At 67.9% G+C, this 26901-nt stretch carries 29 protein-coding genes; 16 read left to right on the forward strand and 13 right to left on the reverse strand.

Going from position 1 to position 26901, the window contains the following annotated elements:
* The first annotated feature begins 12 nt into the window (after positions 1 to 12).
* The 4 genes from KHO22_RS17200 (at position 13) to KHO22_RS17215 (ending at position 4839) form a co-directional block, all read left to right on the forward strand.
* Positions 13 to 837 carry an SDR family NAD(P)-dependent oxidoreductase gene (locus KHO22_RS17200; RefSeq protein WP_211948371.1) on the forward strand — a complete coding sequence of 275 codons (825 nt, stop codon included), beginning with the start codon at positions 13 to 15 and terminating at the stop codon, positions 835 to 837.
* 219 nt (positions 838 to 1056) lie between these two features.
* Positions 1057 to 2256 carry an acyl-CoA dehydrogenase gene (locus tag KHO22_RS17205; RefSeq protein WP_211948372.1) on the forward strand — a complete coding sequence of 400 codons (1200 nt, stop codon included), beginning with the start codon at positions 1057 to 1059 and terminating at the stop codon, positions 2254 to 2256.
* 19 nt (positions 2257 to 2275) lie between these two features.
* Positions 2276 to 3433: an acyl-CoA dehydrogenase family protein gene (locus KHO22_RS17210; RefSeq protein WP_211948373.1), complete on the forward strand. Its 1158-nt coding sequence runs from the start codon at positions 2276 to 2278 to the stop codon at positions 3431 to 3433.
* 257 nt (positions 3434 to 3690) lie between these two features.
* The gene (locus tag KHO22_RS17215) at positions 3691 to 4839 is read left to right on the forward strand and encodes a porin (RefSeq protein WP_211948374.1); all 1149 of its coding nucleotides are present in this window, start codon (positions 3691 to 3693) and stop codon (positions 4837 to 4839) included.
* 100 nt (positions 4840 to 4939) lie between these two features.
* On the opposite strand, the gene KHO22_RS17220 is transcribed toward KHO22_RS17215, so the two are convergent.
* From KHO22_RS17220 to KHO22_RS17235, 4 genes are all read right to left on the reverse strand, one after another.
* On the reverse strand, positions 4940 to 5251 hold the full coding sequence (locus tag KHO22_RS17220) for a hypothetical protein (protein WP_211948375.1): 312 nt from the start codon (positions 5249 to 5251) through the stop codon (positions 4940 to 4942).
* Between the two features lie 165 nt (positions 5252 to 5416).
* Entirely contained in the window at positions 5417 to 6241 is an 825-nt protein-coding gene (locus KHO22_RS17225) for a CDP-diacylglycerol diphosphatase (RefSeq protein WP_211948376.1), read from the reverse strand.
* A 103-nt stretch (positions 6242 to 6344) separates the two neighbouring features.
* Positions 6345 to 7421, reverse strand: a complete 1077-nt coding sequence (gene pstS / locus KHO22_RS17230) for a phosphate ABC transporter substrate-binding protein PstS (protein ID WP_211948377.1) — start codon at positions 7419 to 7421, stop codon at positions 6345 to 6347.
* 266 nt (positions 7422 to 7687) lie between these two features.
* The gene (locus tag KHO22_RS17235; RefSeq protein ID WP_230426912.1) at positions 7688 to 7957 is read right to left on the reverse strand and encodes a CDP-diacylglycerol pyrophosphatase; all 270 of its coding nucleotides are present in this window, start codon (positions 7955 to 7957) and stop codon (positions 7688 to 7690) included.
* A gap of 186 nt (positions 7958 to 8143) precedes the next feature.
* On the opposite strand from KHO22_RS17235, the gene phnC reads away from it, so the two are divergent.
* The 5 genes from phnC to KHO22_RS17260 all read left to right on the forward strand — a co-directional run bounded on the left by phnC (position 8144) and on the right by KHO22_RS17260 (position 11961).
* Positions 8144 to 8995, forward strand: coding sequence for a phosphonate ABC transporter ATP-binding protein (gene phnC / locus KHO22_RS17240; protein WP_211948378.1), 852 nt, complete (start codon positions 8144 to 8146; stop codon positions 8993 to 8995).
* Between the two features lie 74 nt (positions 8996 to 9069).
* A complete protein-coding gene (gene phnD / locus KHO22_RS17245) occupies positions 9070 to 10050 on the forward strand; it encodes a phosphonate ABC transporter substrate-binding protein (protein ID WP_211948379.1) in 981 nt (326 codons plus the stop codon).
* A 79-nt stretch (positions 10051 to 10129) separates the two neighbouring features.
* Positions 10130 to 10942 (forward strand): phosphonate ABC transporter, permease protein PhnE, encoded by an 813-nt coding sequence (gene phnE / locus KHO22_RS17250; protein ID WP_211948380.1) that lies wholly within the window; start codon positions 10130 to 10132, stop codon positions 10940 to 10942.
* 30 nt (positions 10943 to 10972) lie between these two features.
* Complete coding sequence (locus KHO22_RS17255; RefSeq protein ID WP_211948381.1) at positions 10973 to 11509, forward strand: phosphonate degradation HD-domain oxygenase; 537 nt, start codon at positions 10973 to 10975, stop codon at positions 11507 to 11509.
* Positions 11506 to 11961: a GNAT family N-acetyltransferase gene (locus KHO22_RS17260; RefSeq protein WP_211948382.1), complete on the forward strand. Its 456-nt coding sequence runs from the start codon at positions 11506 to 11508 to the stop codon at positions 11959 to 11961. The genes KHO22_RS17255 and KHO22_RS17260 overlap by 4 nt, the downstream gene beginning before the upstream one ends.
* 49 nt (positions 11962 to 12010) lie before the next feature.
* Here the strand turns inward: KHO22_RS17260 and phnN are convergent, their stop codons facing one another.
* From phnN to phnF, 4 genes are all read right to left on the reverse strand, one after another.
* Positions 12011 to 12577, reverse strand: coding sequence for a phosphonate metabolism protein/1,5-bisphosphokinase (PRPP-forming) PhnN (phnN, locus tag KHO22_RS17265; RefSeq protein WP_211948383.1), 567 nt, complete (start codon positions 12575 to 12577; stop codon positions 12011 to 12013).
* The gene (locus KHO22_RS17270) at positions 12574 to 13293 is read right to left on the reverse strand and encodes a DUF1045 domain-containing protein (RefSeq protein WP_211948557.1); all 720 of its coding nucleotides are present in this window, start codon (positions 13291 to 13293) and stop codon (positions 12574 to 12576) included. The genes phnN and KHO22_RS17270 overlap by 4 nt, the downstream gene beginning before the upstream one ends.
* Positions 13290 to 14507 carry an alpha-D-ribose 1-methylphosphonate 5-triphosphate diphosphatase gene (locus tag KHO22_RS17275; protein ID WP_211948384.1) on the reverse strand — a complete coding sequence of 406 codons (1218 nt, stop codon included), beginning with the start codon at positions 14505 to 14507 and terminating at the stop codon, positions 13290 to 13292. The genes KHO22_RS17270 and KHO22_RS17275 overlap by 4 nt, the downstream gene beginning before the upstream one ends.
* A 111-nt stretch (positions 14508 to 14618) precedes the next feature.
* Positions 14619 to 15353 (reverse strand): phosphonate metabolism transcriptional regulator PhnF, encoded by a 735-nt coding sequence (gene phnF, locus KHO22_RS17280; protein WP_211948385.1) that lies wholly within the window; start codon positions 15351 to 15353, stop codon positions 14619 to 14621.
* A 234-nt stretch (positions 15354 to 15587) separates the two neighbouring features.
* Here phnF and phnG point away from each other — a divergent pair, with 234 nt between their 5' ends.
* Genes phnG through KHO22_RS17315 form a run of 7 tightly spaced genes read left to right on the forward strand, consistent with a single transcriptional unit; the run spans position 15588 to position 21493 of the window.
* On the forward strand, positions 15588 to 16073 hold the full coding sequence (gene phnG / locus KHO22_RS17285) for a phosphonate C-P lyase system protein PhnG (protein WP_211948386.1): 486 nt from the start codon (positions 15588 to 15590) through the stop codon (positions 16071 to 16073).
* Position 16074: 1 nt separating this feature from the next.
* Positions 16075 to 16692 (forward strand): phosphonate C-P lyase system protein PhnH, encoded by a 618-nt coding sequence (gene phnH / locus KHO22_RS17290; RefSeq protein ID WP_211948387.1) that lies wholly within the window; start codon positions 16075 to 16077, stop codon positions 16690 to 16692.
* A 1-nt stretch (position 16693) separates the two neighbouring features.
* The gene (locus tag KHO22_RS17295; RefSeq protein ID WP_211948388.1) at positions 16694 to 17830 is read left to right on the forward strand and encodes a carbon-phosphorus lyase complex subunit; all 1137 of its coding nucleotides are present in this window, start codon (positions 16694 to 16696) and stop codon (positions 17828 to 17830) included.
* Complete coding sequence (locus tag KHO22_RS17300) at positions 17827 to 18735, forward strand: alpha-D-ribose 1-methylphosphonate 5-phosphate C-P-lyase PhnJ (RefSeq protein WP_420839613.1); 909 nt, start codon at positions 17827 to 17829, stop codon at positions 18733 to 18735. Before KHO22_RS17295 ends, KHO22_RS17300 begins: the two co-directional genes overlap by 4 nt.
* A complete protein-coding gene (gene phnK / locus KHO22_RS17305; RefSeq protein WP_211948389.1) occupies positions 18732 to 19508 on the forward strand; it encodes a phosphonate C-P lyase system protein PhnK in 777 nt (258 codons plus the stop codon). Before KHO22_RS17300 ends, phnK begins: the two co-directional genes overlap by 4 nt.
* A gap of 2 nt (positions 19509 to 19510) precedes the next feature.
* A complete protein-coding gene (phnL, locus tag KHO22_RS17310) occupies positions 19511 to 20239 on the forward strand; it encodes a phosphonate C-P lyase system protein PhnL (RefSeq protein ID WP_211948390.1) in 729 nt (242 codons plus the stop codon).
* Positions 20240 to 20269: 30 nt separating this feature from the next.
* Positions 20270 to 21493, forward strand: a complete 1224-nt coding sequence (locus KHO22_RS17315; protein ID WP_211948391.1) for an alpha-D-ribose 1-methylphosphonate 5-triphosphate diphosphatase — start codon at positions 20270 to 20272, stop codon at positions 21491 to 21493.
* 83 nt (positions 21494 to 21576) lie between these two features.
* Here KHO22_RS17315 and KHO22_RS17320 read toward each other — a convergent pair whose 3' ends face one another.
* The 5 genes from KHO22_RS17320 to KHO22_RS17340 form a co-directional block, all read right to left on the reverse strand.
* Positions 21577 to 22590 (reverse strand): Bug family tripartite tricarboxylate transporter substrate binding protein, encoded by a 1014-nt coding sequence (locus tag KHO22_RS17320; RefSeq protein WP_211948392.1) that lies wholly within the window; start codon positions 22588 to 22590, stop codon positions 21577 to 21579.
* Positions 22591 to 22659: 69 nt separating this feature from the next.
* Positions 22660 to 23847 carry an acyl-CoA dehydrogenase family protein gene (locus KHO22_RS17325; RefSeq protein ID WP_211948393.1) on the reverse strand — a complete coding sequence of 396 codons (1188 nt, stop codon included), beginning with the start codon at positions 23845 to 23847 and terminating at the stop codon, positions 22660 to 22662.
* Positions 23847 to 25040, reverse strand: coding sequence for a CaiB/BaiF CoA transferase family protein (locus KHO22_RS17330; protein ID WP_211948394.1), 1194 nt, complete (start codon positions 25038 to 25040; stop codon positions 23847 to 23849). Before KHO22_RS17330 ends, KHO22_RS17325 begins: the two co-directional genes overlap by 1 nt.
* On the reverse strand, positions 25037 to 25858 hold the full coding sequence (locus KHO22_RS17335; protein WP_211948395.1) for a phosphate/phosphite/phosphonate ABC transporter substrate-binding protein: 822 nt from the start codon (positions 25856 to 25858) through the stop codon (positions 25037 to 25039). The genes KHO22_RS17330 and KHO22_RS17335 overlap by 4 nt, the downstream gene beginning before the upstream one ends.
* Positions 25855 to 26856, reverse strand: coding sequence for an ornithine cyclodeaminase family protein (locus KHO22_RS17340; protein ID WP_211948396.1), 1002 nt, complete (start codon positions 26854 to 26856; stop codon positions 25855 to 25857). Before KHO22_RS17340 ends, KHO22_RS17335 begins: the two co-directional genes overlap by 4 nt.
* Positions 26857 to 26901 lie beyond the last annotated feature (45 nt).

Consider the following 26901-nt stretch of genomic DNA (forward strand, 5'->3'; position numbering starts at 1 on the left):
CAGGAGTCAGAAATGGGAGCACTTGAAGGCAAGGTGGCACTGGTCACCGGATCGGGACGCGGCATCGGCAACGCCATCGCCATGCGGCTGGCCCGCGAAGGCGCGCGCCTGGTCATCAACGACCTGGACGCCGAACCGGCGCACCAGACCGTGGAAGAACTGAAAGGCATGGGCGTGGAAGCGGTGGCCTGCGTCGGCAACGTCGCGGCGCCCGACTTTGCCGAGCGCTTCATCGGCACCGCCATGAACACGTTCAAGGGCATCGACATCCTCGTCAACAACGCCGGCTTCACGTGGGACGACGTGGTGCAGAAAATGAGCGACGAGCAGTGGTACGCGATCCTGGACTGCCACATGACGGCACCGTTCCGCATCCTGCGCGCGGCCTATCCGCACCTCAAGGCCCTGCATGCGGCCGACAAGGAAGCCGGCCGCGAGGTGTACCGCAAGATCGTCAATATCTCGTCGACGTCGGGCCTGAACGGCAACGCCGGACAGATCAACTACTCCGGCGCCAAGGCCGGCGTGATCGGCATGACCCGTGCGATGGCACGCGAATGGGGTCGCTTCAACGTCAACGTCAACGCGGTGGCATTTGGCCTGATCCACACCCGCATGACGTCCGCCGACGCCAAGGCCGGCGCCACGGTGAATATCGAAGGCCGCGAGATCCGCGTGGGCCTGAACCCGGACATGCTGAAGAGCCACGCGCAGCGCAACCCGCTGGGCCGTGGCGGCACGCCGGAAGAAGCCGCCGGCGGCGTGTACCTGTTCTGCTCGCCGGATTCCAACTACATCACCGGCCAGGTGGTTGCCGTCGCCGGTAACGTGCAGTAACCGGAGACCAGCCTCCCTCCGCATCGTCGCCGCAAGGGCGGCGATGCGCGCCGGCGCATGCCGCCGGCTGCAGCAAGGCGCCGTACGTGGCGCTCGATGCAATGCGACCCGAACCTGCTGTGGCCGGGCCCGGGTCGCAGCGGACGTTCGATCGCCCGCCCCGCTCATCTGTACGCCTGCCGTCCCGGCAGACACCATCCCCAATCTGGAGACCGCAAGATGGACTTCCGTCCAGACCCCACGCTCGACGCGTTCCGGCAGGAGGTACGCGCATTCCTCGACCACAAGCTGCCGCCGGACCTCAGGCGCGGCAAGGACAGCGCGCGCTCGGCACGGCCTGACCTGGTCCGCTGGCAGCGCATCCTCAACGACAACGGCTGGGGCGCTCCGTACTGGGCCGCCGAGCATGGCGGCACCGGCTGGAGCGTGCAGCAGCGGATGATCTTCGACGAGGAGTCCACGGCCGCGGGTGCTCCCTCGCAGGACAATTTTGCGCAGAAGCTCGTCGGCCCGGTGCTGAATCACTTTGCCACTCCGGAACAAAAGGCCGAGCACCTGCCGCCGATCTTCCGCGGCGAGCGCCTGTGGTGCCAGGGGTTCTCGGAGCCGGGCTCCGGCTCCGACCTCGCCTCGCTGCGCACGCAGGCGCTGCGCGACGGCGACCACTATGTCGTCAACGGCCAGAAGATCTGGACCAGCTACGGGCACGAGTCCGACTGGATCTTCATGCTGGTGCGCACGGACACGACGGTGCGCAAGCAGGCGGGCATCAGCTTCCTGCTGGTGGACATGAAATCGCCGGGCATCACGGTGCGGCCGATCGTCAGCATCGACGGTTGCCATCACCTGAACGAGACCTTCTTCGACAACGTGCGCGTACCGGCGGGCAACCTGATCGGCGCCGAAGGCGAAGGCTGGAAGATCACGAAATTCCTGCTCAACAACGAGCACGCGTCCACCGCCGACCTGCCCACCCTGCGCCGCTTCATGCGCCGCATCCGCCAGATCGTTGGCGCTACCGAAGGCGGCGGTCAGCCGCTGATCGCGCGCCACGAGATCGCCCTGCGCCTCGCGCGCCACGAGGCCGACCTCGAGGCGATCGCAACCATGGTCAGGCGCGTGGCTGCGATGGAATCGGACCACAGCCCCAACGCCCACGCGATGGGATCGATGCTGAAGATCCGTGGCACCGAGCTTCAGCAGAAACTGAGCGAATTCATGGTGGAGCTGCTCGGCGACTATGGCGCCGTGGCCTACCCCGGTTCCCATGCGGCACAGATGCCTGCCGAAGCCCTGCCCATGCAGGATGAATTGCGCGGCATCGCCGCCGAGATGTTCTTCCGCCGCGCCTCCACCATCTACGGCGGCACCAGCGAAGTCCAGCGCGGCATCATCGCCAAGATGCTGTTCCAACTGTGATCTGCGAGCCCGATACCCTATGAATTTCAACCTGGATTCCGAACAGCAGCTGCTGCAGGACAGCGTGCGCCGCTTCGTCGAACGCGCCTATGGATTCGATGCAAGGGCGGCCCTCGTCGCGGCCGGCCAGGGCGGCAGCGCCGCCAACTGGAGCACCTTTGCCGAGAACGGCTGGCTGGCCGCTGCCCTGCCTGAAGCGCACGGCGGCCTGGGCGGGTCGGTCACGGACACCGCGCTGATTGCGCAACAACTTGGCCGCGGCCTGGTCATCGAGCCCTATCTCGGCTGCGCGGTGCTGGCACCCCAGACCATGGCCGCGGCGGGTACCGGGACCCAGCAGGCCCGCGTACTGCCGTCCGTGGCGGACGGATCCAAGCGGCTGGCGCTGGCCTGCAGCGAATTGCCCGCGCGCGGCGACCCCGCCGTGGTGCATACCGTCGCTACCCCCTGCAGCGGCGGCTACGTACTGAACGGGCGCAAGACGCTCGTGCTCGGCGCACAAGACGCGGATTGGTTCATCGTTTCCGCGAAGATCGCCCCGGGCGCCGAGGGCATCTCGCTCTTCCTCGTGGACAGCCATGCCACGGGCCTCGGCATGCAGGCCCTGCGCCTGCATGATGGCAGCCAGGCGGCCGATGTCCTGCTTCAGGACGTCAGGGTGGCACAGGATGACCTGCTGGGAGCCCCCGGCGCTGGCCTGCCGGCCCTGCGCCACGGGCTCGCCCACGGCATCGCCGCGCTGTGCGCGGAACTGGTCGGCGGCATGGAACGGGCCATCGAGCTGACGGCCGAGTACCTGAAGACCCGGCACCAGTTCGGCGTGGCCATCGGCAGCTTCCAGGCGCTGCAGCACCGGATGGCCGACATGGCCGCCGAGCTGGAACTCGCGCGCTCGATGCTTTACGCCTTGCTCGCCGCATTGCAGAACGAAGGGCCCGCGTTGCAGGAACACCGGGCCTCCCAGGCCAAGGCATTGGTGGGCCGTGCGGCGCGCTATGTATGCGGCCAGGCCATCCAGCTGCATGGCGGTATCGGCATGACCGAGGAGTATGCCGTCGGGCATTACTTCAAGCGCGCCGTGGTCGCGGAGATCCTCTTCGGTACCGCCGACTTCCATGACGCCCGGTGCGCGTCCAGGCTGCAGGAAGCCTCGCTGCAAGAGGCCCGGACTGCCTGACTCAGTGCGGAGGCAGGTCTGCTTGCGCATCGTCAATAGGTAGTCGCCACCTACCCGGACTGCGGCGCCATTGCAACGCCCGCACCCTGATCCACTCCCTTTTGGATGGGTTCGGGAAACGCGCCCGACGCTCTAATGCATGAAGACGAGCAAGCGGCTTGTCGCTGGCGTCGCGCACACGCGGCGCCGGCGTCCGGGCCCCGACGGAGGCGGGTACCCGGCGGCAACGAAAAAATTCCAACAGGAGAAGACATAGCATGAAGAAATCGCTTTTCGCCCTGGCAGCGCTTGGCCTGCTTGGCGGTGCGGCGCACGCACAGACCAGCGTGACGCTTTACGGGGTGATTGACGGGTCGGTCGAATACGTCAACCGGGTGGCCTCTTCCGCCGCCACGCCCACGCAGGGCGGCAGCCGCTTCGGCATGCCGAGCGTGGGCGGCCTGTCCGCCTCGCGCTGGGGCCTGCGTGGCGTGGAAGACCTGGGCGCCGGCAATTCCGCACTGTTCGTGCTCGAGAGCGGTTTCAAGTGGGACACCGGCGTCCTGCAGAGCGCCCCGCTGTTCAACCGCCAGTCCTTTGTCGGCCTGCAGAACAACACGTTTGGCAAGGTGACCTTCGGGCGCCAGTACACCTCGTTCTTCGACGGCATGGCCAACTTCGCGCCGCTGCGCTTTGCCGCCACCTACGAGCCGGGCATCTGGTGGATGGGCCTGAACTACCGCGAAGACAATATGGTCAAGTACACCGGCCAGTTCGGACCGCTGCAGGCCGTGGCCCACTTCTCGTTCGGCACCGGCACGGCCGTGCAGAACGCCAACATCGTGCTTGCCAACGGTGGCGCGGGCGAAGTGCCGGGCCATTTCACCGACAACACCGCCTACGGCGGTTCGCTGATGTACCTGAACGGCAACGGCCTGGGCTTTTCGGTCGGCGCCGACATCTGGCGCCCGGCCGCCGTGACGGGCCAGCCGGGCAAGATGAGCAAGTACGGCGCCGCCGCGCTCTATAACACCGGGCCGTTCAAGTTCACGGCGGGGTACCGCTACAACAAGGGCGAGTTCTCCAATGGCGCCACGCTGCTGCGCGACGACTACTGGTGGGCCGGCGTGAACTACCAGGCAACGCCTGCGCTGGGCCTGTCCCTGGCGTACTACTACGCTGACGTCAAGGGCGCACGCACGGCTGCCACGTCGCCGCAGACCAACCCGGCCAATATGCAGCAGGTCAGCTTCATTGCCGACTACAACTTCAGCAAGCGCACGGACGTGTACCTGTCGCTGGGCTACGCCCATAACGGCGGCCTGAGCTTTGACAGCGTGGCCACGGCCTTTGCCTTCAGCTATCCGACCATGACCGGCCAGAAGAATATGGTTGGTGCGACGGTGGGCATCCGTCAGGTGTTCTGACGCGCAGGCACATGCATGACATGTCTCGCGCCTCGCGGCGCGAGACGTCCATGGGTCCATGGGTGTCCGGCTTCTCGGCCCGGTCAGGCAACCGGGAGCATCAATGCGTGAAATCCTGCTGATAGACGACGCGCTGCCCGTCGGCGTTGGCCGCGGCCACGGCTTTGATGGCCGCGCTTTCGGGCAATGGCCCGGTCAGGCTCAGTTCGATCTGGTCGCCAGCCATCGGGCGGGCAATCAGGAGCCGTTCGTCGTGGTGGCAATACAGCGCGAAGCTGACGCCACGGCCCATTGCGTGCCTTGCCCCGGCGCAGAAGCGACCGAAGCAGATCGGGCAGTTCCAGTGCCAGGCACCCGGGGCGGACTCCGGCGTATTGGCGTAGCACTGGATGAATTGTGATGGTGACGCCATGAATTCCCCGCGCTCTCGGGTCGGATGCTCACCAGCGTAGAACAAAGGCGCCGGTGATGCGGTCCTTTTCAGGTCCTTTCAGATCCTTTTCTCGGCATCGTTTGACCAGACACCACCCGATGTCTGGTCTCGCGCCACATGCCTCGTGAAGAACCGCCTGCCACGTCACTGCGGCGCCCGGCCGAGCCGGCAGGCGCGGTCCAGGAAATCGCTGGCATGGCCCGTGCTGCCCGACGCGCCGTCGACGGGCTGGTCGACGACCATGAATCCGGACGGCCCGTCCGGGCGCGCCACATAGGTGACGAACACGCCGCGGTCCGCTACGCGCTCCGGCTGCGGCAGGCTTGTCCGCACCGCGTCGAAGGCATTGAAGCGCAGCGTGTGGTCGGATGACGGGATCAGCACGGCGCGCACCGGCTTGCCCTGGAAGCGGAACTCGCCCCAGCCTTCGCTGGCTTTGCCGGCGTTCTCGGCAATGAACGCGCGCGCGGCCTCGCTGATGCAATCGAGGTGGATGTGAAGCTGGTCCTGGCTGCGCGATGCCCGCGAGTTCACCGCCAGGCCGACCAGGTTGTCTGGCACGCGCTGGCCGATTGCCTGGCTGACGATGTCGCGCGCTTCCCAGCCGAACGCCCACTGGTTCTGGGTCTTGTCGTCGTCCCACAGCGCCGGATCGTCCACGCCGGTCACCTTGTGGTCCGGGATCACCAGGTAGTGGCTCGGGCCGATGGCGTCCTTGTACAGCACCAGGCCGCGTTCGCGGTCAACCACCGCGCAATCGGCATGGCGCGCCCGATCCGGCATCAGGCAGCGTTCCCTCACGTGCTGCCACAGGCTGTCCCGCGTCATGCCGGGCAGCCACAGGTCTTCCTGGCGGCACTGTGCGGTCAGCGCCAGCGTCGACAGGGCAATCAATGCGGCCCCTGCCATGCCGCGGCGCAGCCACGGACGACGGGAGTCGCGCTTCAGGTCGGGGGGAAACGCAGGCATGGGCGGCAATGATCGCTTGGCAACGGCATACCGCCTGAATAGCACCATGCCGTGACGGCACCATGACTGGCGAAGCGGCGCCGGCGCATCCGCGCGGTCGAAGCTATGGTTCCCCGACGCTGCGCACAGCGGGGCTGGTGCCCTGCTTGAACGATTGCCCCCAATAGGCTTCGACCTGATCGATCAGCGTCGGCGGGAGCGCTACGTAGTGTTCGATGGCCGCGTCGGCCTGCCCTTCGCGCAATGCCCACCGGAAGAACGCGAGCGCATCCTTGGTGCCACCATTGCCATTGGGTGCGCGGGGCATCAGCACGAACACCACGCCGGCAATGGGCCAGGCATTGGCCCCGGGTGCGTTCGTGACGACCTGGTAGAAGTCCTGCTGCGGCATCCAGCTCGCGGACGCAACGGCCGCGCTGAAGGTGTCGCGCGTCGGCTGGACGTACGCGCCCGCCTGGTTCTGCAAGGCGGTATAAGGCAGCTTGCGCTGCAATGCGTAGGACAGCTCCACATAGCCGATCGCACCCTTGACGCTGCGGATATACAGCGACACCCCCTCGTTGCCGTTGGCGCCTACGCCGGCCGGCCACTTGACCGTGGTGCCGGACCCCACACTGCTCTTCCAGTCGTTGCTGACCTTCGACAGGTAGTCGGTCCAGTTGAACGTGGTGCCGGAACGGTCGCTGCGGTGAACCACCACGATCTTCTGGTCGGGGAAGGCGATACCGGGATTGACCTGCGCAATGGTCGGGTCATTCCAGTTCACGATCTTGCCCTGGAAGATTCCCGCCAGCAGCGCACCGGTCAGGCGCACCTGCCCGGCGCCGATACCGTCGAGATTGACCACCGGCACCACGCCCCCCACCACCAGCGGGAACTGCGCCAGGCCCGCCGCCTGCAACTCTTCGGGCCGCAGCGGCATGTCGGTGGCGCCGAACGTCACCATGCCGGACTTGACCTGCTGGATGCCGCTGCCGGAGCCGATGGCCTGGTAGTTGATCGCCTTGCCGGTCTTGGTGTAGTACGTGGCCGCCCATTTGGCCATCACGGGGTAGACGAAGGTGGATCCTGCGCCGGTCACCTCGGCCGCGCGCGCCCCGGTTGCCGGGGCAAGCAGGAAGGCGGCGCAGGCGGTCGCCAGGCAGGACCGCACGATGCCGAACAGACGGGCACGGACCATGACGGCACCTCCGCTTATTGTTCGAGTTTGAGAGTCCGCGGTCATCCCGCTGCAAAGGACGCACGCACCGTCCCGCCCACGGCCGGCTGGCAGTCCGGCGCTATCGTGGCGGAAATGCTGGTTTGACTAGAGGATTGTATGCGCTGGATTCGGCGATGGAAGCGCAATCCGCGTGCAATACGCGCGAAAGCACGATGGCCTCATGGCCATCCTTGTGCCGTATCGACCTGCGCACCGTACGGGTGCGTCGCCCCCGGCGCTAACGGCTAGTACCGACCGTACCGACCGCCGTAGAAAGAGCCGCTGCGCGGATTGGAAATGATGAAAGCGCGGCTTCGCGCCCACGTTTGCGCAGCGAGGAAGACTTCAGGCTCGCGCTGGCTCCAGTCGCTCACCATCAGCGGGTCCGCGCCGTCTTCCGAGGTCGGGTAAACAGCCGCCCTGTGAAGGGCCGCCCGTCCGGGGGTTCCCGGTACGGTGATCATACGAATCGTCACGCGCATCAGCGATTGCATCGAAGCCCGGTTGAGGATCATTCTGTAAAGCGATTATGACTGTTGTGTGACGAAATTCAACTGCACGTCCCCGCTACGTCCCCGCTACGTCCCCGCTACGTCCCCTCTACGCCCCTCTCCCGCTGCTTGCGGCGGCCCCGTCATTCGTCATCGTTCTGTCATGGGCCGCAGCCAGAATGCGCTCGTCATTCAAGCAAGGGAGTCGAGATGATGCATGCCATCGAAGTACGCGGCCTGACCAAGTCGTTCCGCGCAGACCGCAAGGCGCTTGACGATGTCACGCTGCGCGTCGCGCCCGGCGAAATGGTCGCGCTGCTGGGCGCCTCGGGCTCCGGCAAGTCTACGCTGCTGCGCCACATTGCCGGCTTTATTACCAGCGATGCCCGCTGCGGCGAAATCCTCGTGAACGGCCGCACCGTCCAGAGCAACGGACGCCTCGCTCGAAACGTGCGCAGCGTTCGCTCGGAAATCGGTTTCGTGTTCCAGCAGTTCAACCTTGTCGGACGCTTGCCGGTCATGACCAACGTGCTGGTCGGCATGCTGTCGCGTCTGCCGAAGTGGCGCAGCCTGTTGCGCCTGTTCAGGGCCGATGAGATCCAGGCTGGCCTTGATGCGCTTGCCCAGGTTGGTATAGACGACTATGCGTTCCAGCGCGCCTCGACGCTCTCGGGCGGCCAGCAGCAGCGCGCCGCCATTGCCCGCACGCTGGTGCAGAACGCCCGCGTGATCCTGGCCGACGAGCCGATCGCCTCGCTGGACCCGGAATCGTCGCGACGCGTGATGTCCTTGCTGTCGCAGATCAACCGCACGCGCCAGGTAGCCGTGGTGGTGTCGCTGCACCAGGTGGACGTAGCGATGCGCTATTGCCCGCGCGTGGTCGCGCTGCGCCATGGCAAGGTCGTCTACGACGGCCCGTCCGCCGCGCTCACGCCCGGCATGCTGCGCGATCTGTACGGTACCGAGGCGGAAGAACTGCTGCACGACACCCTGGCCAGCGAGCCGGAAAGCATGCCCGCTGCCGCTCCCGTGCTGGCACCCATGAATCTCGCGACGGCCTGACAGCTGTCGCCCGTTGTTCTTTTTCAAGACGTTTCCAAGACGTTCTCCTGATCGATTTCCAACCGGAGTCATCCATGCTTCGCAGAACTTTTCTCGCCGTGGTCGCATCGGGCGTGGTCGCCATGCCCGCTTTTGCGCAGGACGCCAAGACGCTCAACATCGGCTTTATCTCGACGGAATCGTCGTCGAACCTGAAGTCGGCCTGGCAGCCGCTGATCGACGACCTCAGCAAGTCGCTGGGCGTCACCATCAAGCCGTTCTTTGCCTCGGACTACGCCGGCATCATTGAAGGCATGCGCTTCAACAAGGTTCAGATCGCGTGGTTCGGCAACAAGTCGGCCATGGAAGCCGTGGACCGCGCCAACGGCGAAGTGTTCGCCTCCGTGATCGACAAGGACGGCAACCCGGGCTACTGGTCGCTGCTGATCGTCAACAAGGACAGCGACATCAAGAGCGTGGAAGACGTCATCAAGCGCGGCAAGGAACTGAGCTACGGCGCCGGCGATCCGAACTCCACCTCCGGCACCGCCGTGCCGGGCTACTACCTGTGGGCCGCCAACAAGGTCGAGCCCAAGACCCTGTTCAAGGCCGTGCGCATCAGCAACCATGAAACCAACCTGCTGTCCGTGCTGAACAAGCAGGTCGACGTGGCCGTCAACAACACTGAGAACTTCGAGCGCTACCGCATCAACACGGGCAAGAACCCGTATGACATGGTGCGCGTACTGTGGAAGTCCCCGCTGATCCCGGCGGACCCGATGGTCTACCGCAAGGACCTGCCGGCCGACATGAAGAAGAAGATCCAGACTTTCTTCGTCAACTACGGCAAGGGTGCCGACGCCGCGCGCGAGAAGCAGGTGCTGGCCACGCTGACCTACCAGGGCTTCCGTCCGTCCAGCGACGCCCAGCTCGTGCCGATCCGCCAGATCGAACTGGCCAAGGAGAAGGCGCGCATCGAGACCGATACCACGCTGGCCGCGGCCGACAAGCAGAAGCAGCTCGCCGACGTGTCGCGCCGCCTGGCCGATCTCGACAAGGCCGTCAGCACGCAGTAATCCCCCCGGCGGGTGGCGCACGCACGTGCCGCCAGCCGCCGTCTCTTGTTTTGTCATCTCGCCACATCGGACTGTCCCCATGACCGCCTCCACCAGGCGCGCCCTGCCGCCCTCCCCGAGCAGCCAGGCCCGGCCGCCGCGCACACCGATTTCCGTGATGCTGATCTGGGCGATCGTGCTGGCCATGCTTGCCCTGTCCTGGAACGGCGCCGACATGCGCCCGCTGGACCTGTTGCGCGATTCCGGCAACATGGCCCAGTTCGCCGCCGACTTCTTCCCGCCCGACTTCCGCGACTGGCGCCACTATCTCGACGAAATGCTCGTGACCGTGCAGATCGCGGTATGGGGCACGGCCATTGCCGTCGTCATGGCCGTGCCGTTCGGCCTGCTATGCTCGGCCAATATCGTGCCGGCATGGGTCTACCAGCCAGCGCGCCGCATCATGGACGCCTGCCGCGCCATCAACGAGATGGTCTTTGCCATGCTGTTCATCGTGGCCGTCGGCCTGGGTCCTTTTGCCGGCGTGCTGGCCCTCTGGATCCACACCACCGGCGTACTGGCCAAACTCTTCGCGGAGGCCGTCGAGGCCATCGACCCGCGCCCCGTCGAAGGCGTGCGCGCCACCGGCGCGGGTCCGCTGGAAGAGATCGTCTACGGCGTCATTCCGCAGGTGTTGCCGCTGTGGCTGTCGTTCGCGCTGTACCGCTTCGAGTCGAATGTGCGTTCGGCTTCGGTAGTGGGCATCGTCGGCGCCGGCGGCATCGGCACCGTGCTGTGGGAAATCATCCGCAGCTTCCAGTACGGCCAGACCTGCGCCGTGATGATCATCATCATCGTGTTCGTGACGGCGATCGACGTGGTCTCGGCGCAGATCCGCAAGGTACTGGTCTGAGCGAACGAACTCCACCCTGTGCAGAATCCCATGCTGACCCTGCCCCGCATTGAATCGCTGTTTGCCAGCCACGGCACCGCCTACTATGGCGGCGAGGCGATCAGCCAGACCGCCCACGCGCTCCAGTGCGCGCACCTGGCCGAACAGGCCGGCGAACCCGAGCCGCTGATCGTCGCGGCGTTGCTGCACGACGTCGGCCACCTGATGCTGGCCGAAAGCAGCACCACCGACATGCGCCACCAGGAAGCCGCGGCTGACGCGCTGGCGGAGCTCTTCGGTCCGGGCGTCACCGAGCCGATCCGCCTGCACGTCGCCGCCAAGCGCTATCTGTGCGCGGTGGATGCAAGCTACTTCGGCACGCTGTCGCCGGCCTCCGTCCACAGCCTTGCGCTGCAGGGCGGCCCGTACGACGCGGCCCAGGGCGCCGCGTTCGCCGCGGGCCCGCATGCCGACGCCGCCGTGCGCCTGCGCCGCTACGACGACCTGGCCAAGGTAGTGGACTTGCCCACGCCGCCGCTCGCGCACTACCTGGACATGGCCGCGCGCTGCGCACGTCCCGCGGCATGAGCGATGCGGTGATGGCAGTGCGCGAGGTGCAAGGCAGCGACGAAGAGCTCCGGCAGCTTGCTGCCCTGCTCGCGACCATGGACGACGAGCCGGAACTGCCGCTGGCCACCATGCGCGAGCGCTACGCGGCGATGCGGGCTTTCCCGTTCTACCGCTGCTACCTGATGGTCGATGCGGACGACGTGCCGCTGGGCACCTTCAGCCTGCTGCTGTTCCCGGTCATGGTCCACGACGGACGCCCGGAGGCCATCGTTGAAGGCGTCGTGGTCGCGCCCGCCGCGCGCGGCACGGGCATCGGCAAGGCCATGATGCACGAAGCCATGCGGCTGGCGCGTGAAGCCGGCGCCTGCAAGCTGGCCCTTTCCTCCAGCGCGCGGCGCCTGCGTGCCCATGCGTTCTATCGGGGGCTCGGGTTCACCGAGCACGGCATCAGTTTCAGCACGGCGCTGTAGGCGCCCCGTCACCCGGTCAGACGCCAGTCAGACGCCAGTCAGACGCCGGTCAGACGCCAACGAGGCGCGCGAAGGCTTGCGTCGAATCGTCCAGCGCGCCGCTGTTGTCGATCTCGACCAGCCGGCATTGCGCCGGTACGGCAAAGTCTGCAGTCGCGCGTGCCAGGCGCCGCGCGATCGCCTCTTCCGATTCCCGGCCGCGCTGGCGCAGGCGTGCCCCCAGCACTTCCGGCTTGACGCGGACATGTACGGCGCAAAGCTTCGGGTAGCGCGCCACCGCATGCGGCAGGTACTCGCGCGAGCCGTTGACGATGACCTTCAGGCCGCGCGCCAGCCACGACTCGATCTCCAGGCCGATGCCGTAGTGCAGGCCATGGCTGCGCCAGTGCAAAGCCAGGCAGCCGAGGCCGGCACGGCGCTCGAACTCGTCAGCGGAAAGGGAGACGGATGCCTCGTTGGCATCCGCATCGCGCGTGATGTAGCGATGGGCCACGACCACGCGGTCGTCCGGCCCCAGTCGCGAATGCAGCGCGCGCAGCAGCGAATCCTTGCCGCTGCCCGATGGCCCCATGAGGTAGAACAGGCCGCTGCCGTCGATGCTCACGGGCGGGCTCATGGTTCCAGGCAGGCCGTGCCCGCTCCGTCCACCACGCCGCCGTCGAAACCGTAATGCCTGCCGACGACGAAGTCATCACCGGCTTTCGGCTGCACGAATACGCTGATACCGTCCACCCGCAGCGGCGCCTGCAGCAGCGTGCGGCAATCGTCGGACAGTCTTGCAAGCGCGGCTTCGGCCTCCGCGGGCGCCAGCATGCCGGTCAGCGTGATATGGAACTTGAAGGTGTCGAACACATAGGGGTAGCCCCAGGTTTCCAGCATCTGGCGCTGTGCCGCCGTGAGCTGATCGGGCTTGCGGCGCGCCACTTCCCCGGCGGTGGCCGGTGCGCGGAACGGCTCGAAAGCCTGCACGCAGGCATCGGCCAGCGCGTGTGTCACGCGGGCTCCGGCGCTCTTCTCGTCCAGGCACCAGGCCAGGAAGCCGCGCAGCGAACGCAGCACCAGCGGCGCAGCAAACGCAGCCTGTTCCCGCGCGAAGGCGCGGGCTGCGGCGTCGAGCATCGGTGCCGTGGTGCCCGCTGCCAGCCTGAACGGCGGCTTCAGGGTGGCGTGCAGGCCGTAGTGCGCGGGCGCGTCGACCCAAGCCTGCGGACGGTCCGGATGGGGCAGCGCGGTGCCGGTGTCGGCGTCGCGGCCGAGCCACTGGCTGCCGAACGTGCGGAACGGTTCGCCGGGGGCCAGGTAGATGGCGTAGCGATGGGCTTGCATGATCAGGCCGCCTTGCTGTCATTGCCGGCGAACCTGGCACCGGAGATGTCCGTCACGGGAAGTGACAGGGCGGCATGTTTCAGCTCGCCGCCGACGATCGTCGCGACCACGCGCGGCAGCCCGGGCTGGCGGTCATCGACTACGATCGCGTCGGCGCGCAGGCCCGGTGCCAGCGTGCCGCGGTCGCGCAGGCCCGCGGCACGCGCCGGATTGCGCGACACCAGCTTCCAGGCGCCGGGCAGGTCCACGACGCCGAGCTGCGCCAGCCGGAAGGCGGCCTGCAGCGGCGCCGGGTAGTAGTAGTCGGACGCGAGCACCGTGCACAGGCCCGCCGACACCATTTCCGTGGCATTGGGCGCGCCGGTGTGGCTGGTGCCGCGCACCACATTCGGCGCGCCGAATACGACATCGTCGCCGAGCTGGCGGGCCAGGCGCGCGGTCTCGACCGTGAGCGGGAACTCCGCGATGCGGCAACCCTGCCGGTGGTAGTGCTGGCGCGTGGCGAGGTCCGGGTCGTCATGCGACGCCACGGGCAGGCCCGCGCCGCACGCCGCCGCTACCAGCCGGGACATGGCGGCCGGTACATCCTGCGCATGGCGGCTGGCCGCGCGCAGGCGGTTGCGGAAGGTTTCCATGTCGCACTCCGCCCGCTCCGCGTATTGCAGGACCTTGCGCTCATCGCCGATGCGGCGGGCCATGGTGGGCAGGTGGTCGTTGATCGCCAGCAGCCCGACGCGCCCGGCTTCCATCCATGCCAGCGCGGTTTCCACGCCGTCGAGGTGGTAGGCCTCGAAGCGCAGGTGCACCTTGTGCGAGGCGCCAAGCACCGGCTGCAGCTGGGCCAGCGCTTCGAACATCCGCAGCGCGTAGGCCTCGCCGCGCAGCCCGCCCTCCCACGACAGCGTCACGCCGTGGAACTCGGTGGTGATGCCGTGCGCGAGCAGCTGGCGATCCACGTCGAGCAGCGCGCCCGCATACGGAAAGCTCACGCCGGGGCGCGGCATCACGGCACGCTCGAACGCATCGCCATGGATGTCGACGATGCCGGGCAGCACGAGCAGGTCGCCCGCGTCGAGGCAAGGCCCCGTCTGCGGCACGGGCTGCGCCACGCAGCCGTCGTGAAACCCGAGCGTGGCCGGGACGATGCCGCCCGCGCCCAGCACGCGGCGGCCTGTGATCCCCGCGAGCGGGGCCGTAGTAGCTTGGCTAGTGATATGCATGGTCGATACGTTAGCGCCGGTGCGTGACAGCCAGATGTCTAGACCAATGCGGCGGGGCGCCATCGTTCCTGGTCGTCACGGAATCGTTCTCGATGCCCGGATGGTGGATCGCTAGTCGCCGTCGGAAACGGTGAGCTGCACCCAGTCTCCGGCAAAACGGGTCATGCTGTACTGCAACGGCGCGCCGTCGATATCGACGTTCAGCGCTTCCACCTGCAGCACGGGGCGCGTCTTGGGCTGGTTCAGCAGCCGCGCGACGGGCGCGCTGGGCATCGCCGCCGTGATGCGCGACCATTTGCGTGTGTAGTCGGCAATGCCAAAGTGCGCCAGCCCGCGCGAGATCGACAGTTTCTCGCGCAGCTGCTCGGCCAGGCCGGGAAAGCGCTTGTTGTCGAAGTAGTGGTCGGCGACGTCGATGGTGCGGTCTTCCGCCTTGCCGATCATCTGCACGTGCAGGATGTCCGCCGTCCGTGGCAGCCCGAGGTGCCTGGCCATTTCGGGCGCGCGCATCACGCGGCTGTCCAGGATCTCGATATGGCCGCGCATGCCCTGCGCCGCGAGGTTCTGCGAAAAGCGCGTGCGGCGCCCGATCGCATAATCGATCGCGTGCTCCTGCACGAAGGTGCCGCGGCCCTGCTCGATCCGCACCAGGCCGTTCAGCTCCAGCTCACCCATGGCGCGGCGGATGGTGTGGCGGTTGACCGCGAAGCGGCTGGCCAGCTCCGGCTCCGGCGGCAGTTGTTCACCGGGGCCATAGAGCTTGTTGCGGATGTCCTGCGCCAGCGCCTCGCCAATCTGGCGCCATACCGCCACGCCGGAACCCCGTTCGACTTCTCGATCAGACATTGTCTTGCCTTGCCTTTTGTCATCAAGCATTCACCGGAGCGGATTTCACTGCAGGCATGCCAAGGCGCGCCTGTGGTCCTCCGGTCCGTCCCCGTCATTGTGCCTCAGCCCCGGCCGGCGACGTTCGTGTTCGAGCATTGGCCGGGCCCGTCACAAAAGCTTCATGCCAGTGTGTTCTAGTGTCGCCGTGCTGATACAGTTAACATCTAAACGTATAGACGTATAGGGGTGACGATGCAAGACGATACCACGGCGGATGCCAGCGCAGCCCGGGCTGCGTGGCTGCGCATCCTGGCGCTGGCGCAGCCGGATGCGCTCGACGCGGCCTACGCGCAACTTTCCGGGCAAGGCGCCCTGCCCGCCTACCGCCTGCTGCGCAGGCCGGAAGCCGGCATGGCCATGGTGCGCGCCCGTGCCGGCGGCACCGGCGCGCAATTCAACCTCGGCGAAATCTCGGTGACGCGCTGCGCCGTCGTGCTCGAAGGCGGGGCCGGCGGTGGCACGGCGGGCGTCGCCTACGTACAGGGACGCGGCACGCGCCATGCCGAGCAGGCGGCCGTGCTGGACGCCCTGCTCCAGCGCGCCGACTGGCACCAGCGCGTGCAGGACACCGTGCTTGGGCCGCTCGCCCGGGCCCACGCCGAACGCGCGGCCAGCCGCGCGGGCGTTGCCGCACAGACGCGCGTGGAGTTTTTCACCATGGTTCGCGGAGAAGACTGACATGCAACCGCTCCCATCCACCCCCGCCGCCGCCAGCGCGGCATTGCTGCCCGGCTTCGGCAATCCGGTCGAAGACGCCCAGCAGGTGTTCCGCGCCACGCTCGATGCCATGGCCCGGCCCGGCACCGTGCAGCCGTTGCCGGTGGGCAGCGGCGTGCCGGAAGGCCTCTCGCCGGCCCAGGCTGCGCTGCTCCTGACACTGGCCGACGCCGACACCCCGATCTGGCTGCCCGCGGACGTGCCCGCCGCGGTGCGCGCCTTCCTGCGATTCCACTGCGGCTGCCCGCTGGTCGACGAGGTCGGCGCCGCCACCTTTGTCTGCGTTCCCGCCGGCCACGCGCCGCCGCCGCTGGCCGCGTGCGCGCAGGGCGAGCCCGCCTATCCGGACCGGTCGGCCACGCTCATCGTGGAAGTCGCGTCGCTTGCCGAGGGTGAAGCGCTGTCGCTGCGCGGTCCCGGCATCGAGACCACGCAGGCACTGCGGGTGGCCGGCCTGCCCGACGACTTCCGCACGAACTGGCGCGCCAACCATGCCGCGTTCCCGCTCGGCGTCGATCTGCTGCTGACCAGTGGCGACCGATTCTGCGCGCTGACGCGCACCACGCAACTGGAGGACTGACATGTACGTAGCCGTCAAAGGGGGCGAGCGCGCCATCCTCAACTCCTACCAGATGCTCGATGCCTACCGCCGCGGCGACACCGCGGTGCCCGAGCTGACGCTGGCGCAGATCCGCGAGCAGATGCCGCTGGCGGTCTCGCGCGTGATGGCCGAGGGTTCGCTGTACGATCCGCACCTGGGCGCGCTGGCGCTCAAGCAGGCCGCCGGCGACCAGATCGAGGCGATCTTCCTGCTGCGCGCCTACCGCACCACGCTGCCGCGCTTTGGCTACACCCAGCCGGTCGACACGGGCAAGATGCGCCTGGACCGCCGGATCTCGTCGACGTTCAAGGATGTTCCCGGCGGACAGGTGCTCGGCCCGACCTACGACTATACGCAGCGCCTGCTGGACTTCTCGCTCGAAGCCGAGCGCAATCCGGCGCCGCTGGCACCGTCCCCCGAGCCGTTGGCCGCCGACATGCCACGCGTGACCGCGCTGCTCGAAGCCGATGAACTGGTCGAAGCCGATGCCATTCCCGCCGGCGACCCGGCCCCGCCCGACCTGACCCGCGAACCGCTGACGCTGCCCGCGGGCCGCGCCGCGCGCCTGCAGAACCTGGCGCGCGCGGATGAAGGCTTCCTGCTGTCGATGGGCTACTCCACGCAGCGCGGCTACGGCAACTCGCACCCGTTCGCGGCCGAGATCCGCTATGGCACGGCGGAAGTCGAGCTGTTCGTGGAAGAGCTGGGCTTTGCGGTGACGATCGGCGAAGTCGAGCTGACCGAATGCCAGATGGTCAGCCAGTTCACCGGCAACGCCAACGAGGCGCCACGCTTCACGCGCGGCTATGGCCTGGTGTTCGGCTACGGCGAACGCAAGGCCATGTCGATGGCGCTGGCCGACCGCGCCATGCGCGCCGACGAGCTTGGCGAAGCCGCCGACGCGCCGGCCAATGACGTGGAATTCATGCTCTACCACAGCGACAACGTCGAAGCCTCGGGCTTCGTGCAGCACCTGAAGCTGCCCCATTACGTGGACTTCCAGGCCAACCTGGAACTGCTGCGCCGCCTGCGCGCGGAGCAGGAAGCGGCCCGGCCCGATGGCGCGCCCGCAGTGGCCACCCCCGCTATCCAGCCTCAGGAGGAGACGCTGGCATGAATCAGATCATGAGTCAGACCGACGCTACCGCCGTGCCCGCCACCGTGGCCCGCGACGACCACTACAACTTCGGCTACCTCGACGAGTCGACCAAGCGCATGCTGCGCCGCGCGCTGCTCAAGGCCGTGGCGATCCCTGGCTACCAGGTGCCGTTCGGCAGCCGCGAAATGCCGCTGCCCTATGGCTGGGGCACGGGCGGCATCCAGGTCACGGCCGCGATCATCGGCACGCAGGACGTGCTCAAGGTGATCGACCAGGGTTCGGACGACACCACCAACGCCATCAATATCCGCCGCTTCTTCGCCCGCGTCACGGGCGTGAAGACGACCGAGCGCACGGCCGAGGCCAGCATCATCCAGACGCGCCACCGCATCCCCGAATCGCCGTTGCGCGCGGGCCAGGTAATGGTGTTCCAGGTGCCGATTCCCGAGCCGCTGCGCTGGCTGGAGCCGAGCGAGCGCGAGACCCGCACCATGCACGCGCTGGCCGAGTATGGCTCGATGCACGTCAAGCTGTACGAGGACATTGCCCATCACGGCCATATCGCCACCACTTACGACTATCCCGTGATCGTCAACCAGCGCTACATGATGCGGCCGTCGCCGATTCCGAAGTTCGACAACCCGAAGCTCGACCGCAGCCCCGCGCTGATGCTGTTCGGTGCCGGGCGCGAGAAGCGCGTCTATGCGGTGCCGCCGTACACCGCGGTCAAGAGCCTCGATTTCGTCGACCACCCGTTCACCGTCGAGAAATGGAGCCACTGCTGCGCCCAGTGCGGCGCGACCGACAGCTTCCTCGACGAGATCATTACCGACGATGCCGGCACGCGCATGTTCGTGTGCTCGGACACCGAGTACTGCGGCGACCGCGTCGCCGCGCAGCAGGCTGAAGGAGCCGCACAATGAGCGCCACGCCACTGCTTTCCGTCCGCGATCTCACGCGCACCTGGGACGGCGTACACGGCTGCCAGGACGTGAATTTCGATCTCTATCCCGGCGAAGTGCTGTGCGTCGTGGGTGAATCCGGGTCGGGCAAGAGCACGCTGCTGCAAGCCCTGTCGATGCAGGCGCCGCCGCAACGCGGCAGCGTCAGCTACGACATGCGCGAAAGCGGCCTGACCGACCTGGCCACGCTTTCCAGCGCGCGCATGCGCCTGCTGGCGCGCACCGACTGGGGCTTCGTGCGCCAGCATGCGCGTGACGGGCTGCGCATGCAGGTCAGCGCCGGCGCCAATATCGCCGAACGGCTGATGGCCGTCGGCGAACGCCACTATGGCGACCTGCGCGAGATCGCCGGCGCGTGGCTGGAGAAGATGGAAATCGACCTGGCGCGCCTGGACGACGTGCCGTCGACGTTTTCCGGCGGCATGCAGCAGCGCCTGCAGATCGCGCGCAACCTGGTCACGCATCCGCGGCTGGTCTTCATGGACGAGCCGACGGCCTCGCTCGACGTCTCGGTGCAGGCGCGCCTGCTCGACCTGCTGCGCCGCCTGGTGACCGACCTCGACCTGGCCGCCATCCTCGTCACGCACGACCTGGCCGTGGCCCGGCTGCTGGCCCACCGCACGCTGGTCATGCAAGGCGGCCGCGTGGTGGAGCAAGGCCTGACCGACCAGATTCTCGACGACCCGCAGCATCCGTACACGCAGCTGCTGGTTTCGTCCATCCTGCAAGGCTGACCATGACACACGCCGAACCCAAGCAAGCCATGATCGAGGTCCGCGGCCTCGGCAAGATGTTCACGCTGCATAACCAGGGCGGCATCCGCCTGCCCGTGCTGCGCGCCATCGATTTCGATGCCGCCGCCGGCGAGTGCCTGGTCCTGTCGGGCCCGTCCGGCACCGGCAAGAGCACGCTGCTGCGCTGCCTGTATGGCAACTACCTGGCCACCGAGGGCACCATCCGCCTGCGCGATACCACGGCGCCGCACGCGCCGTGGGTCACGCTCAGCCATGCGCCCGAGCAGGTCATCCTCAAGCTGCGCCGCGACGTGATCGGCTATGTCAGCCAGTTCCTGCGCGCGATCCCGCGCGTGGCGGCACTGGATGTCGTGGCCGACCCGCTGCAGCAGCGCGGCACCGGCCGCGACGAGGCCCGCGCGCGCGCCGCCGCGCTGCTGGAGCGCCTGAACCTGCCGCGCCGCTTGTGGGACCTGCCGCCGGCCACGTTCTCGGGCGGCGAGCAGCAGCGCGTGAACATCGCCCGCGGACTGATCGGCGGACACCCGATCCTGCTGCTCGATGAACCGACGGCCTCGCTCGACGCCGACAATCGCGCCGTGGTGGTGGCGCTGATTCGCGAAGCATTGGCCGAAGGCCGCTGCCTGATCGGCATCTTCCACGACGACGCCGTACGCGAAGCCGTCGCCACGCGCCTGCTGCCGCTGCAGCCGGCCACGGCCATCGCCTGAATGCCCTGCCTACCGAAACCGGAACCGGAAATGTCTTCCACCTACCTGACGCACGCCACCCTCGTCTTGCCCGACCGCGTGCTGCATGACAGCGCGCTGCTGATCGAGCACGGGCGCATTGCCGCCATCGAGCCGGCACCGCATGCCGTGCCCGCCTCAGCAGAGGTCATCGACCTGCACGGCCACACGGTCATGCCTGGCCTGATCGACGTCCATTCCGATGCCATCGAAAAGGAAGCCGAGCCGCGCGCGGGCGTGATGTTCCCCCTCGATTTCGCCGTGGCGCAGATCGATCGCCGCAACGCGGCGGCCGGCATCACCACGCCGTACCACGCGCTGTCGTTCGCCAGCAACCAGTTCGGCGTGCGCAACAACGAGACCGCTTCGACACTCGTGCGTACCGTGGCCGCCTACCGCAGCCACAGCCTGGTCGACAACCGCATCCACTGTCGCTACGAGGTGACCGATGCCAGCGCCGTGCCGGTGCTCGAAGCGCTGATGGCCGAAGGCGTGGTCGACCTGCTCTCGGTCATGGACCATTCGCCCGGACAAGGCCAGTTCAAGACGCTGGACGCCTACCTGTCGTACATGATGGGCAACCACGGCATGAGCCGCGAGGAAGCTGTCGACGCCGCGCACAAGAAGACCGCGCAGCTTGAGGGGGCCAACGAGCGCGTGCAGCGCCTGCTCGCGGCGGCGCAGCGCCTGCAGATCCCGACGGCCAGCCATGACGACGATTCGCCACAGCGCATTGCCGCCATGCACGCGCTCGGCGTGCGCATGAGCGAGTTCCCGATCAACGTGGAGACGGCGCAGGCCGCCGCGGATCGGGCGCTGCCGACCATCCTGGGCGCGCCCAATGTGCTGCGTGGCAAGAGCCAGAGCGGTTCGATGCGCGCGATCGATGCCATCCATGCGGGCGTCGGTCGTATCCTGTGCTCGGACTACCAGCCGTCGACGCTGATCGCCGCGGCCTTCGCTGCCGCGCAGCTGGCGGGACTGCCGTTGAACGAAGCGCTTGCGCTGGTCACGGCCAATCCGGCCGATGCCTGCATGCTGAATGACCGCGGCCGGCTGGTGCCGGGCGCGCGCGCCGACGTGATTGCCGTGGCCGGCATCGCGGGCCAGCCGCTGGTCACGCATACCTGGTGCGCGGGCCGGCTGGTGTTCGCGGCCGGATATCCGGCGGTGCAGCACGTGCGCGCCCATGCGCCGGTGGCGGTGCCGCAGATGGCAGAGCGCGAGGTCGCCTGACAGGCCGGAGCCACGCGTGGCAAGGCTGGCGAAGCCATCCTGCCGCCGCCACCGCACCGCGCGCCGGAACGTCTGGCCGGCGTTCAGTCGATGGTGATGTGCCGCTGGCGGATCAGCCCGGCCCAGCGTGCGCTCTCCTTCTGGATGGTCGCGGCAAGCTGCTCCGGTGTGCCGCCGGCCGCCTCCATGCCCAGCGTGCCCAGCTTCTCCTTGAGCGCCGGGTCCGCCAGCACCGCTTCCGTCTGCTTGCTGAGCTTGCGCAGCAGGTCCGGCGGCGTGCCGGCGGGCGCCATCAGTGCATACCAGGACACCGCCTCGAACTTCGGCAGTCCCTGCTCGGCAATGGTCGGCACATCGGGCAGTACCGCGGACCGTCGCGCACTGGCCACGCCCAACGGGACCAGCTTGCCAGCCTTGATATAGGGCAGTGCGGCGGACAGCTGCGCGAACATCATCGTCACCTGGCCGCCCACGAGGTCGGTCATGGCCGGGCTCACACCCTTGTAGGGCACGTGGATCAGCTTGATGTTGGCGTCCTGCTGCAGCAGTTCTCCCGCGAGGTGCGCCTGGCTGCCGGCGCCGGGCGAAGCGAAGGTGAGCTGCCCCGGCTTCTGCGCGGCCAGCCTGAGCAGGTCCTGCAGCGATTTCACGTGTGTGGACGTGTTGACCACGAGTACGTTCTCCGCCGTGGCCAGCATGGCCACCGGCGCGAGGTCGGCCGGCTTGTACGGCAGGTTCGGCATCAGGGCCGGGTTCACGGCAATATTGCCCACCGGCACGACCGCGAGCGTGTAGCCGTCCGGCGCGGCCTTGGCCACCATGTCCACACCGATGGTGCCGGCGGCGCCGGCCTTGTTGTCGACCAGCACGCTCTGGCCCATGGCCCTGGAAATGCCCTCGCCGACCACGCGCCCGAGCACGTCGGCGGGACCGCCGGCGGCGAACGGCACCACCATGCGCACCGGCTTGGCGGGATAGCCCGCCGCGCCCTGGGCCATTGCCGGCGCGAAAGCGAGCCAGGGTATGCATGCCGTGGCGCAGGCGAGCAGCCAGCGTTGGGCAATGCGATCGACGGCGATCTTGCTGAATAGCTTCATTGCAGTTCCCCTTGCGTCAGTACGTAACAATGGTCAGGCTTGGCTTGAGGTGCACGATGGGCAGCGGCTTCAGGCGACGCGAAGCCCCCGTTCGCTGCCGAGCGCGCGCGCGATCACGATCTGCAGGATCTGGCTGGTCCCTTCGTAGAGCCGCAGCAGGCGCGCGTCGCGGTACATGCGCTCGACCGGATAGTCGGCGACATAGCCGGCGCCGCCGAACACCTGCACCGCGCGGTCCGCGACCCGGCACAGCATCTCGGACGAGAAGTACTTGGCCGCCGCCGCTTCCTTCAGCGCGCTGCGCGCGGTGTCGATCTGCCGTGCCGCGGCCAGCGTCATGGCGCGCGCGGCCTGGATCTCGACCTCGGAATCGGCCAGCATGGCCTGCACGAGCTGGAAATCGATGATGGCACGTCCAAACTGCCGGCGCTCGCCCGCATAGGCCACGGCTTCATCAAGCAAGCGCTGTGCCATGCCCACGCCCATCGCGGCGATATTGATGCGGCCATGATCGAGCGTCTTCATCGCAGTGCGAAAGCCCTTGCCCTCTTCGCCGCCGATCAGCCGTCGCGCCGGCACGCGCACGTTGTCGAAGACCACGTCGGCGATCTGGGAGCCGCGGTGGCCCATCTTCTTCTCGGGCTTGCCCACGGTCAGGCCGGGCCTGTTCCTGTCGACGATAAAGGCGCTGACGCCGGCCGCGCCGGGCTGCGACGGGTCGGTGCGCGCCATCACGGTAAAGACATCGGCACGCGTGGCGTTGGTGATAAAACGCTTGGCACCGTTGAGCACGTAGTCGCCGCCCTGCCGCTCGGCGCGCGTACTCAGGCTGCCTGCGTCCGATCCGGCGCCCGGCTCGGTCAGCGCAAAGGCCCCGACCAGTTCGCCCGTGGCAAGGCGCGGCAAGAACTCGGCCTTCTGCGCCGCGGTGCCGTCCAGCGAGATGGCGCGGGAACCGATGCCGAGATTGGAGCTGTAGACATAGCGGAATGCCGGTGAACTCAGGCTCAGGACCATCTGGAAGTGCGCCTGCTGCTCGGCAGTGAGGCCGCTGCCGCCATACTCGGGCGCGATCGACAGGCCGAAATAGCCCTGCGCCTTCATGGCGTCGATGATCTCGTCGGGTACGCGGTCGGTGTCTTCGACTTCCTGCTCGCGCGGCATGAGCGCCTCGCGCACGAAGCGTTCGGTGGCGTCCAGCATCTGCGAAAAGGTTTCGTCGTCGACCTGCGCGGCGGCGCGGGATTCTGTCTGCATCAGATCACTCCTTGTTGCCGCAGCGCGTCGATGGCTGCAGTATCGAAGCCCAGCCCGCCAAGCACGTGCGCCGTGTCGGCACCGAGTTCCGGCGCGGCCGGGGTCTGCCCGCGCGGCATGGCACCGAAGCGGACTGGCTGTTCCACATGGCATTCGCGCGCGCCGCCAGCGCCTTGCCGCTGCACCAGCAGCCCGCGCTCGCGCGCATGTTCGCTGTCGAGGCTGGCCGCCACCGGCAAGACCGGTGCTGCCGGAACGCCAGCCTCGGCAAGGCGCCGTACGGCCTCGCCCGCTGAAAGCGTGGCAGCCCAGGCCTCGATCCGGGCAGCGAGTTCGGCTTCATGCTGCTTGCGCGCCTGGTTGGTGGCGAACGCAGGCATTGCGGCCAGCTCGGGTGTGCCGAGCGCCTGGGCAAGCCGCGCGAACAGGCGGTTGTTGGCCACCGCGAGGACGAACAGGCCGTCGGCCGCGCGGAATGCGCCAAACGGCGCCGAATTGGCGTGGCGGTTGCCGACGCGCGCCGCCGCTGCGCCCGCCGCCACGCGCGAAACCAGCGTCGGCATCATGCTGAGCAGGCAGTCGTACATCGGCACGTCGAGATGCCGGCCGCGGCCGGTGCGCTCACGCTGCCACAGCGCTGCCATCACGCCCCATGACGCAAACATGCCGGCCGCCACGTCCGCGACCGATTCACCGACGAGCGTCGGCTCGCCGTCGGGCGCGCCGGTGACGTCCATCAGCCCGGACAGCGCCTGGATGATGGTGTCGTAGGCCGGCCGCTTCGCCCAGGGCCCTTCCTGTCCGAATCCGGAAATGCTGCAATACACCAGGCCCGGATTCAGCACTGACAGCGTCGCATAGCCAATGCCGAGGCGATCCGCCACGCCCGGCGTGAAGTTCTCGATCGCCACATCGGCCCAGCGTGCCAGCCGCGCAATCACCGCCTGTGCGCCGGCCTGCTTCAGGTTGAGCCGCACGCTGCGCTTGCCACGGTTGACGAAGGCGAAGTTGGCGCTGCGGCCATCGACCTGCAGGCCCATCTGCCGGTAATCGTCGCCCTCGAACGGTTCTATCTTGACCACCTCGGCCCCGGCGTCGGCCAGCATGGCGCTGCAGAACGGCCCGGCCAGCACGCGCGAGAAATCCAGCACCTTCAGGCCGTGCAGTGGAAGGGTCTCGACATCGAGGGTCATGCGGCCGCCTCCTCCATGGTCAGGGCAAAGGCGGCGTCGTCCGACTCGCGGGCAAGCGCGGTGAGGCAGGCATAGTCCTCAGGCTGCACAGCGGCGAAGCGCGCCAGCCCCAGCTGCGCCATCAGCGCCGCGCCGACAGCGTCGCGGTCGAGCGCCAGCAGCGCTTCGCGCAGGCGGGTACAGGTATCCACGCCGACCCCGGCGGAGGCCACCAGCGGCGGAATCGGCGCGCCCGGCGTATGCGCCAGGGTCTTCAGTTGCGCCATCCGCTCCGGCGCGTAGCCGCGCAGCAGGTCGAGCACGTAGCTGTCGACCACGCCGACGTCGGCCGCGCCGTCGATCACCGCGTCGATGGTGGCGAGCGGCGTCGGCGTGGGCTGTGCTGTCGGCCGGTAGAGCGAGCGCGTGCCGGCCGGTGCCTGCCGCATCAGGAAGTGGCGCGGCGCGTTATAGCCCGAGTTCGACTCCGGCAGCATGCACGCGAGCCGGCCACCGAACGTCTGTGGCAGCGTCTGCGCCGCGGAACCGGCACGCACGATGAACTCGCTGAAGTAGATCGGCCGCCCCTGGTAGCGCGGCGCGGACGGCACGGGCGCAGCCAGCAGTTCACGGCCGGCCGGCGCGCACGCATACGGATAGCCACACATGAACACGCAGGCGCCGTCCGGCCGCGCCCACAGCGCGCTGACCGGTGCCGGGGCGGCGTGCTCGACGTAGGCCATGTCCACGCCCGCAACTTCGGCCACGCGCGTGAACAGCGCCTGCCAGGCGCGCGCCACCGGCGCGGCCACGGCGTACATGCGTGCGCTGGCGATCATGCGTACACCAGGCGCTGGCCCAGGCCGCGCTCGCCGGCTTTCTGCAGGATGGCGTGGCCCAGCGCGATATCGCTGAGCGACAGGCCGCGATGCCAGAACAGGTTGGTCTCGTCATCGCTCTGGCGGCCCGGCTTGCGCCCCGCCGCAATCTCGCCCAGCTCCGCGTACAAGGTCTGTTCCGACAGTTTGCCGGCTTCCACGTGGGCACGCAGCGAGCCGAACATGCCACCCTTGCACTGGCCCCAGTCGTCCACCACCATCCTGGTCATGATGTCCGTCAGCGACAGCTCCACCGCGCTCATGGTTCCGTACGGCACCACGAAAGCGCCGCGCTTGATCCATTCGGTCTTGAGCATCGGCGTCGGGCGGTCCAGGCGCGAGGCCTCCACCACAATATCGGCATCACGCACGCACGACTCCCAATCCTCCGTCACGATGATCTTCTTGCCGAGGTCGCGCTCCAGCCGCGCCGCGAAGCTGTTGCGGCTTTCGGGGCGGCGCGAATGCACGCGGATCTCGTCGAAGTCGAACAGGCTGTCGAGCAGTCGCACGTTCCAGTACGACGTGCCGCGCGCGCCGATATGGCCGAGCACCTTGCTGTCGCGGCGGGCGAGATGCCGTGCGCCGAGCGCCGTGAGTGCGCCGGTGCGGGCGTCGGTGATGAACGTCGCATCGACCATGGCCACGGGCATGCCGGTGCGCGGGTCGAACAGGTTCAGCATGGCCATTTCCGACGGCAGGCCGAGCTTGTAGTTGTCGACGTAGTCACCCACGATCTTCACGCCGGCCAGCCCCAGCGGCGCCACGTAGCCGCGCAGCACATTGAAGTGGCCGTTGAAGGCGGGGTCCGGCATCAGGTGCACGCGCGGCTCGATCACGGTCTGCCCGTTGCCCTGGGCCACCAGGGCCTGCTCTACCGCCGCCAGGATCTCGGCATCGGTCAGTTCCAGCCGCGCAATGTCCTTGCCGTTGATGTAGGTGAGATGGATGTCGCTCATACAGTCTCCTTTCCGCCTGATCGTCTGATCGAGTGATGAAATGCC

Origin of the sequence: Cupriavidus yeoncheonensis, from assembly GCF_905397275.1 — a bacterium.
Taxonomy (GTDB): domain Bacteria; phylum Pseudomonadota; class Gammaproteobacteria; order Burkholderiales; family Burkholderiaceae; genus Cupriavidus; species Cupriavidus yeoncheonensis.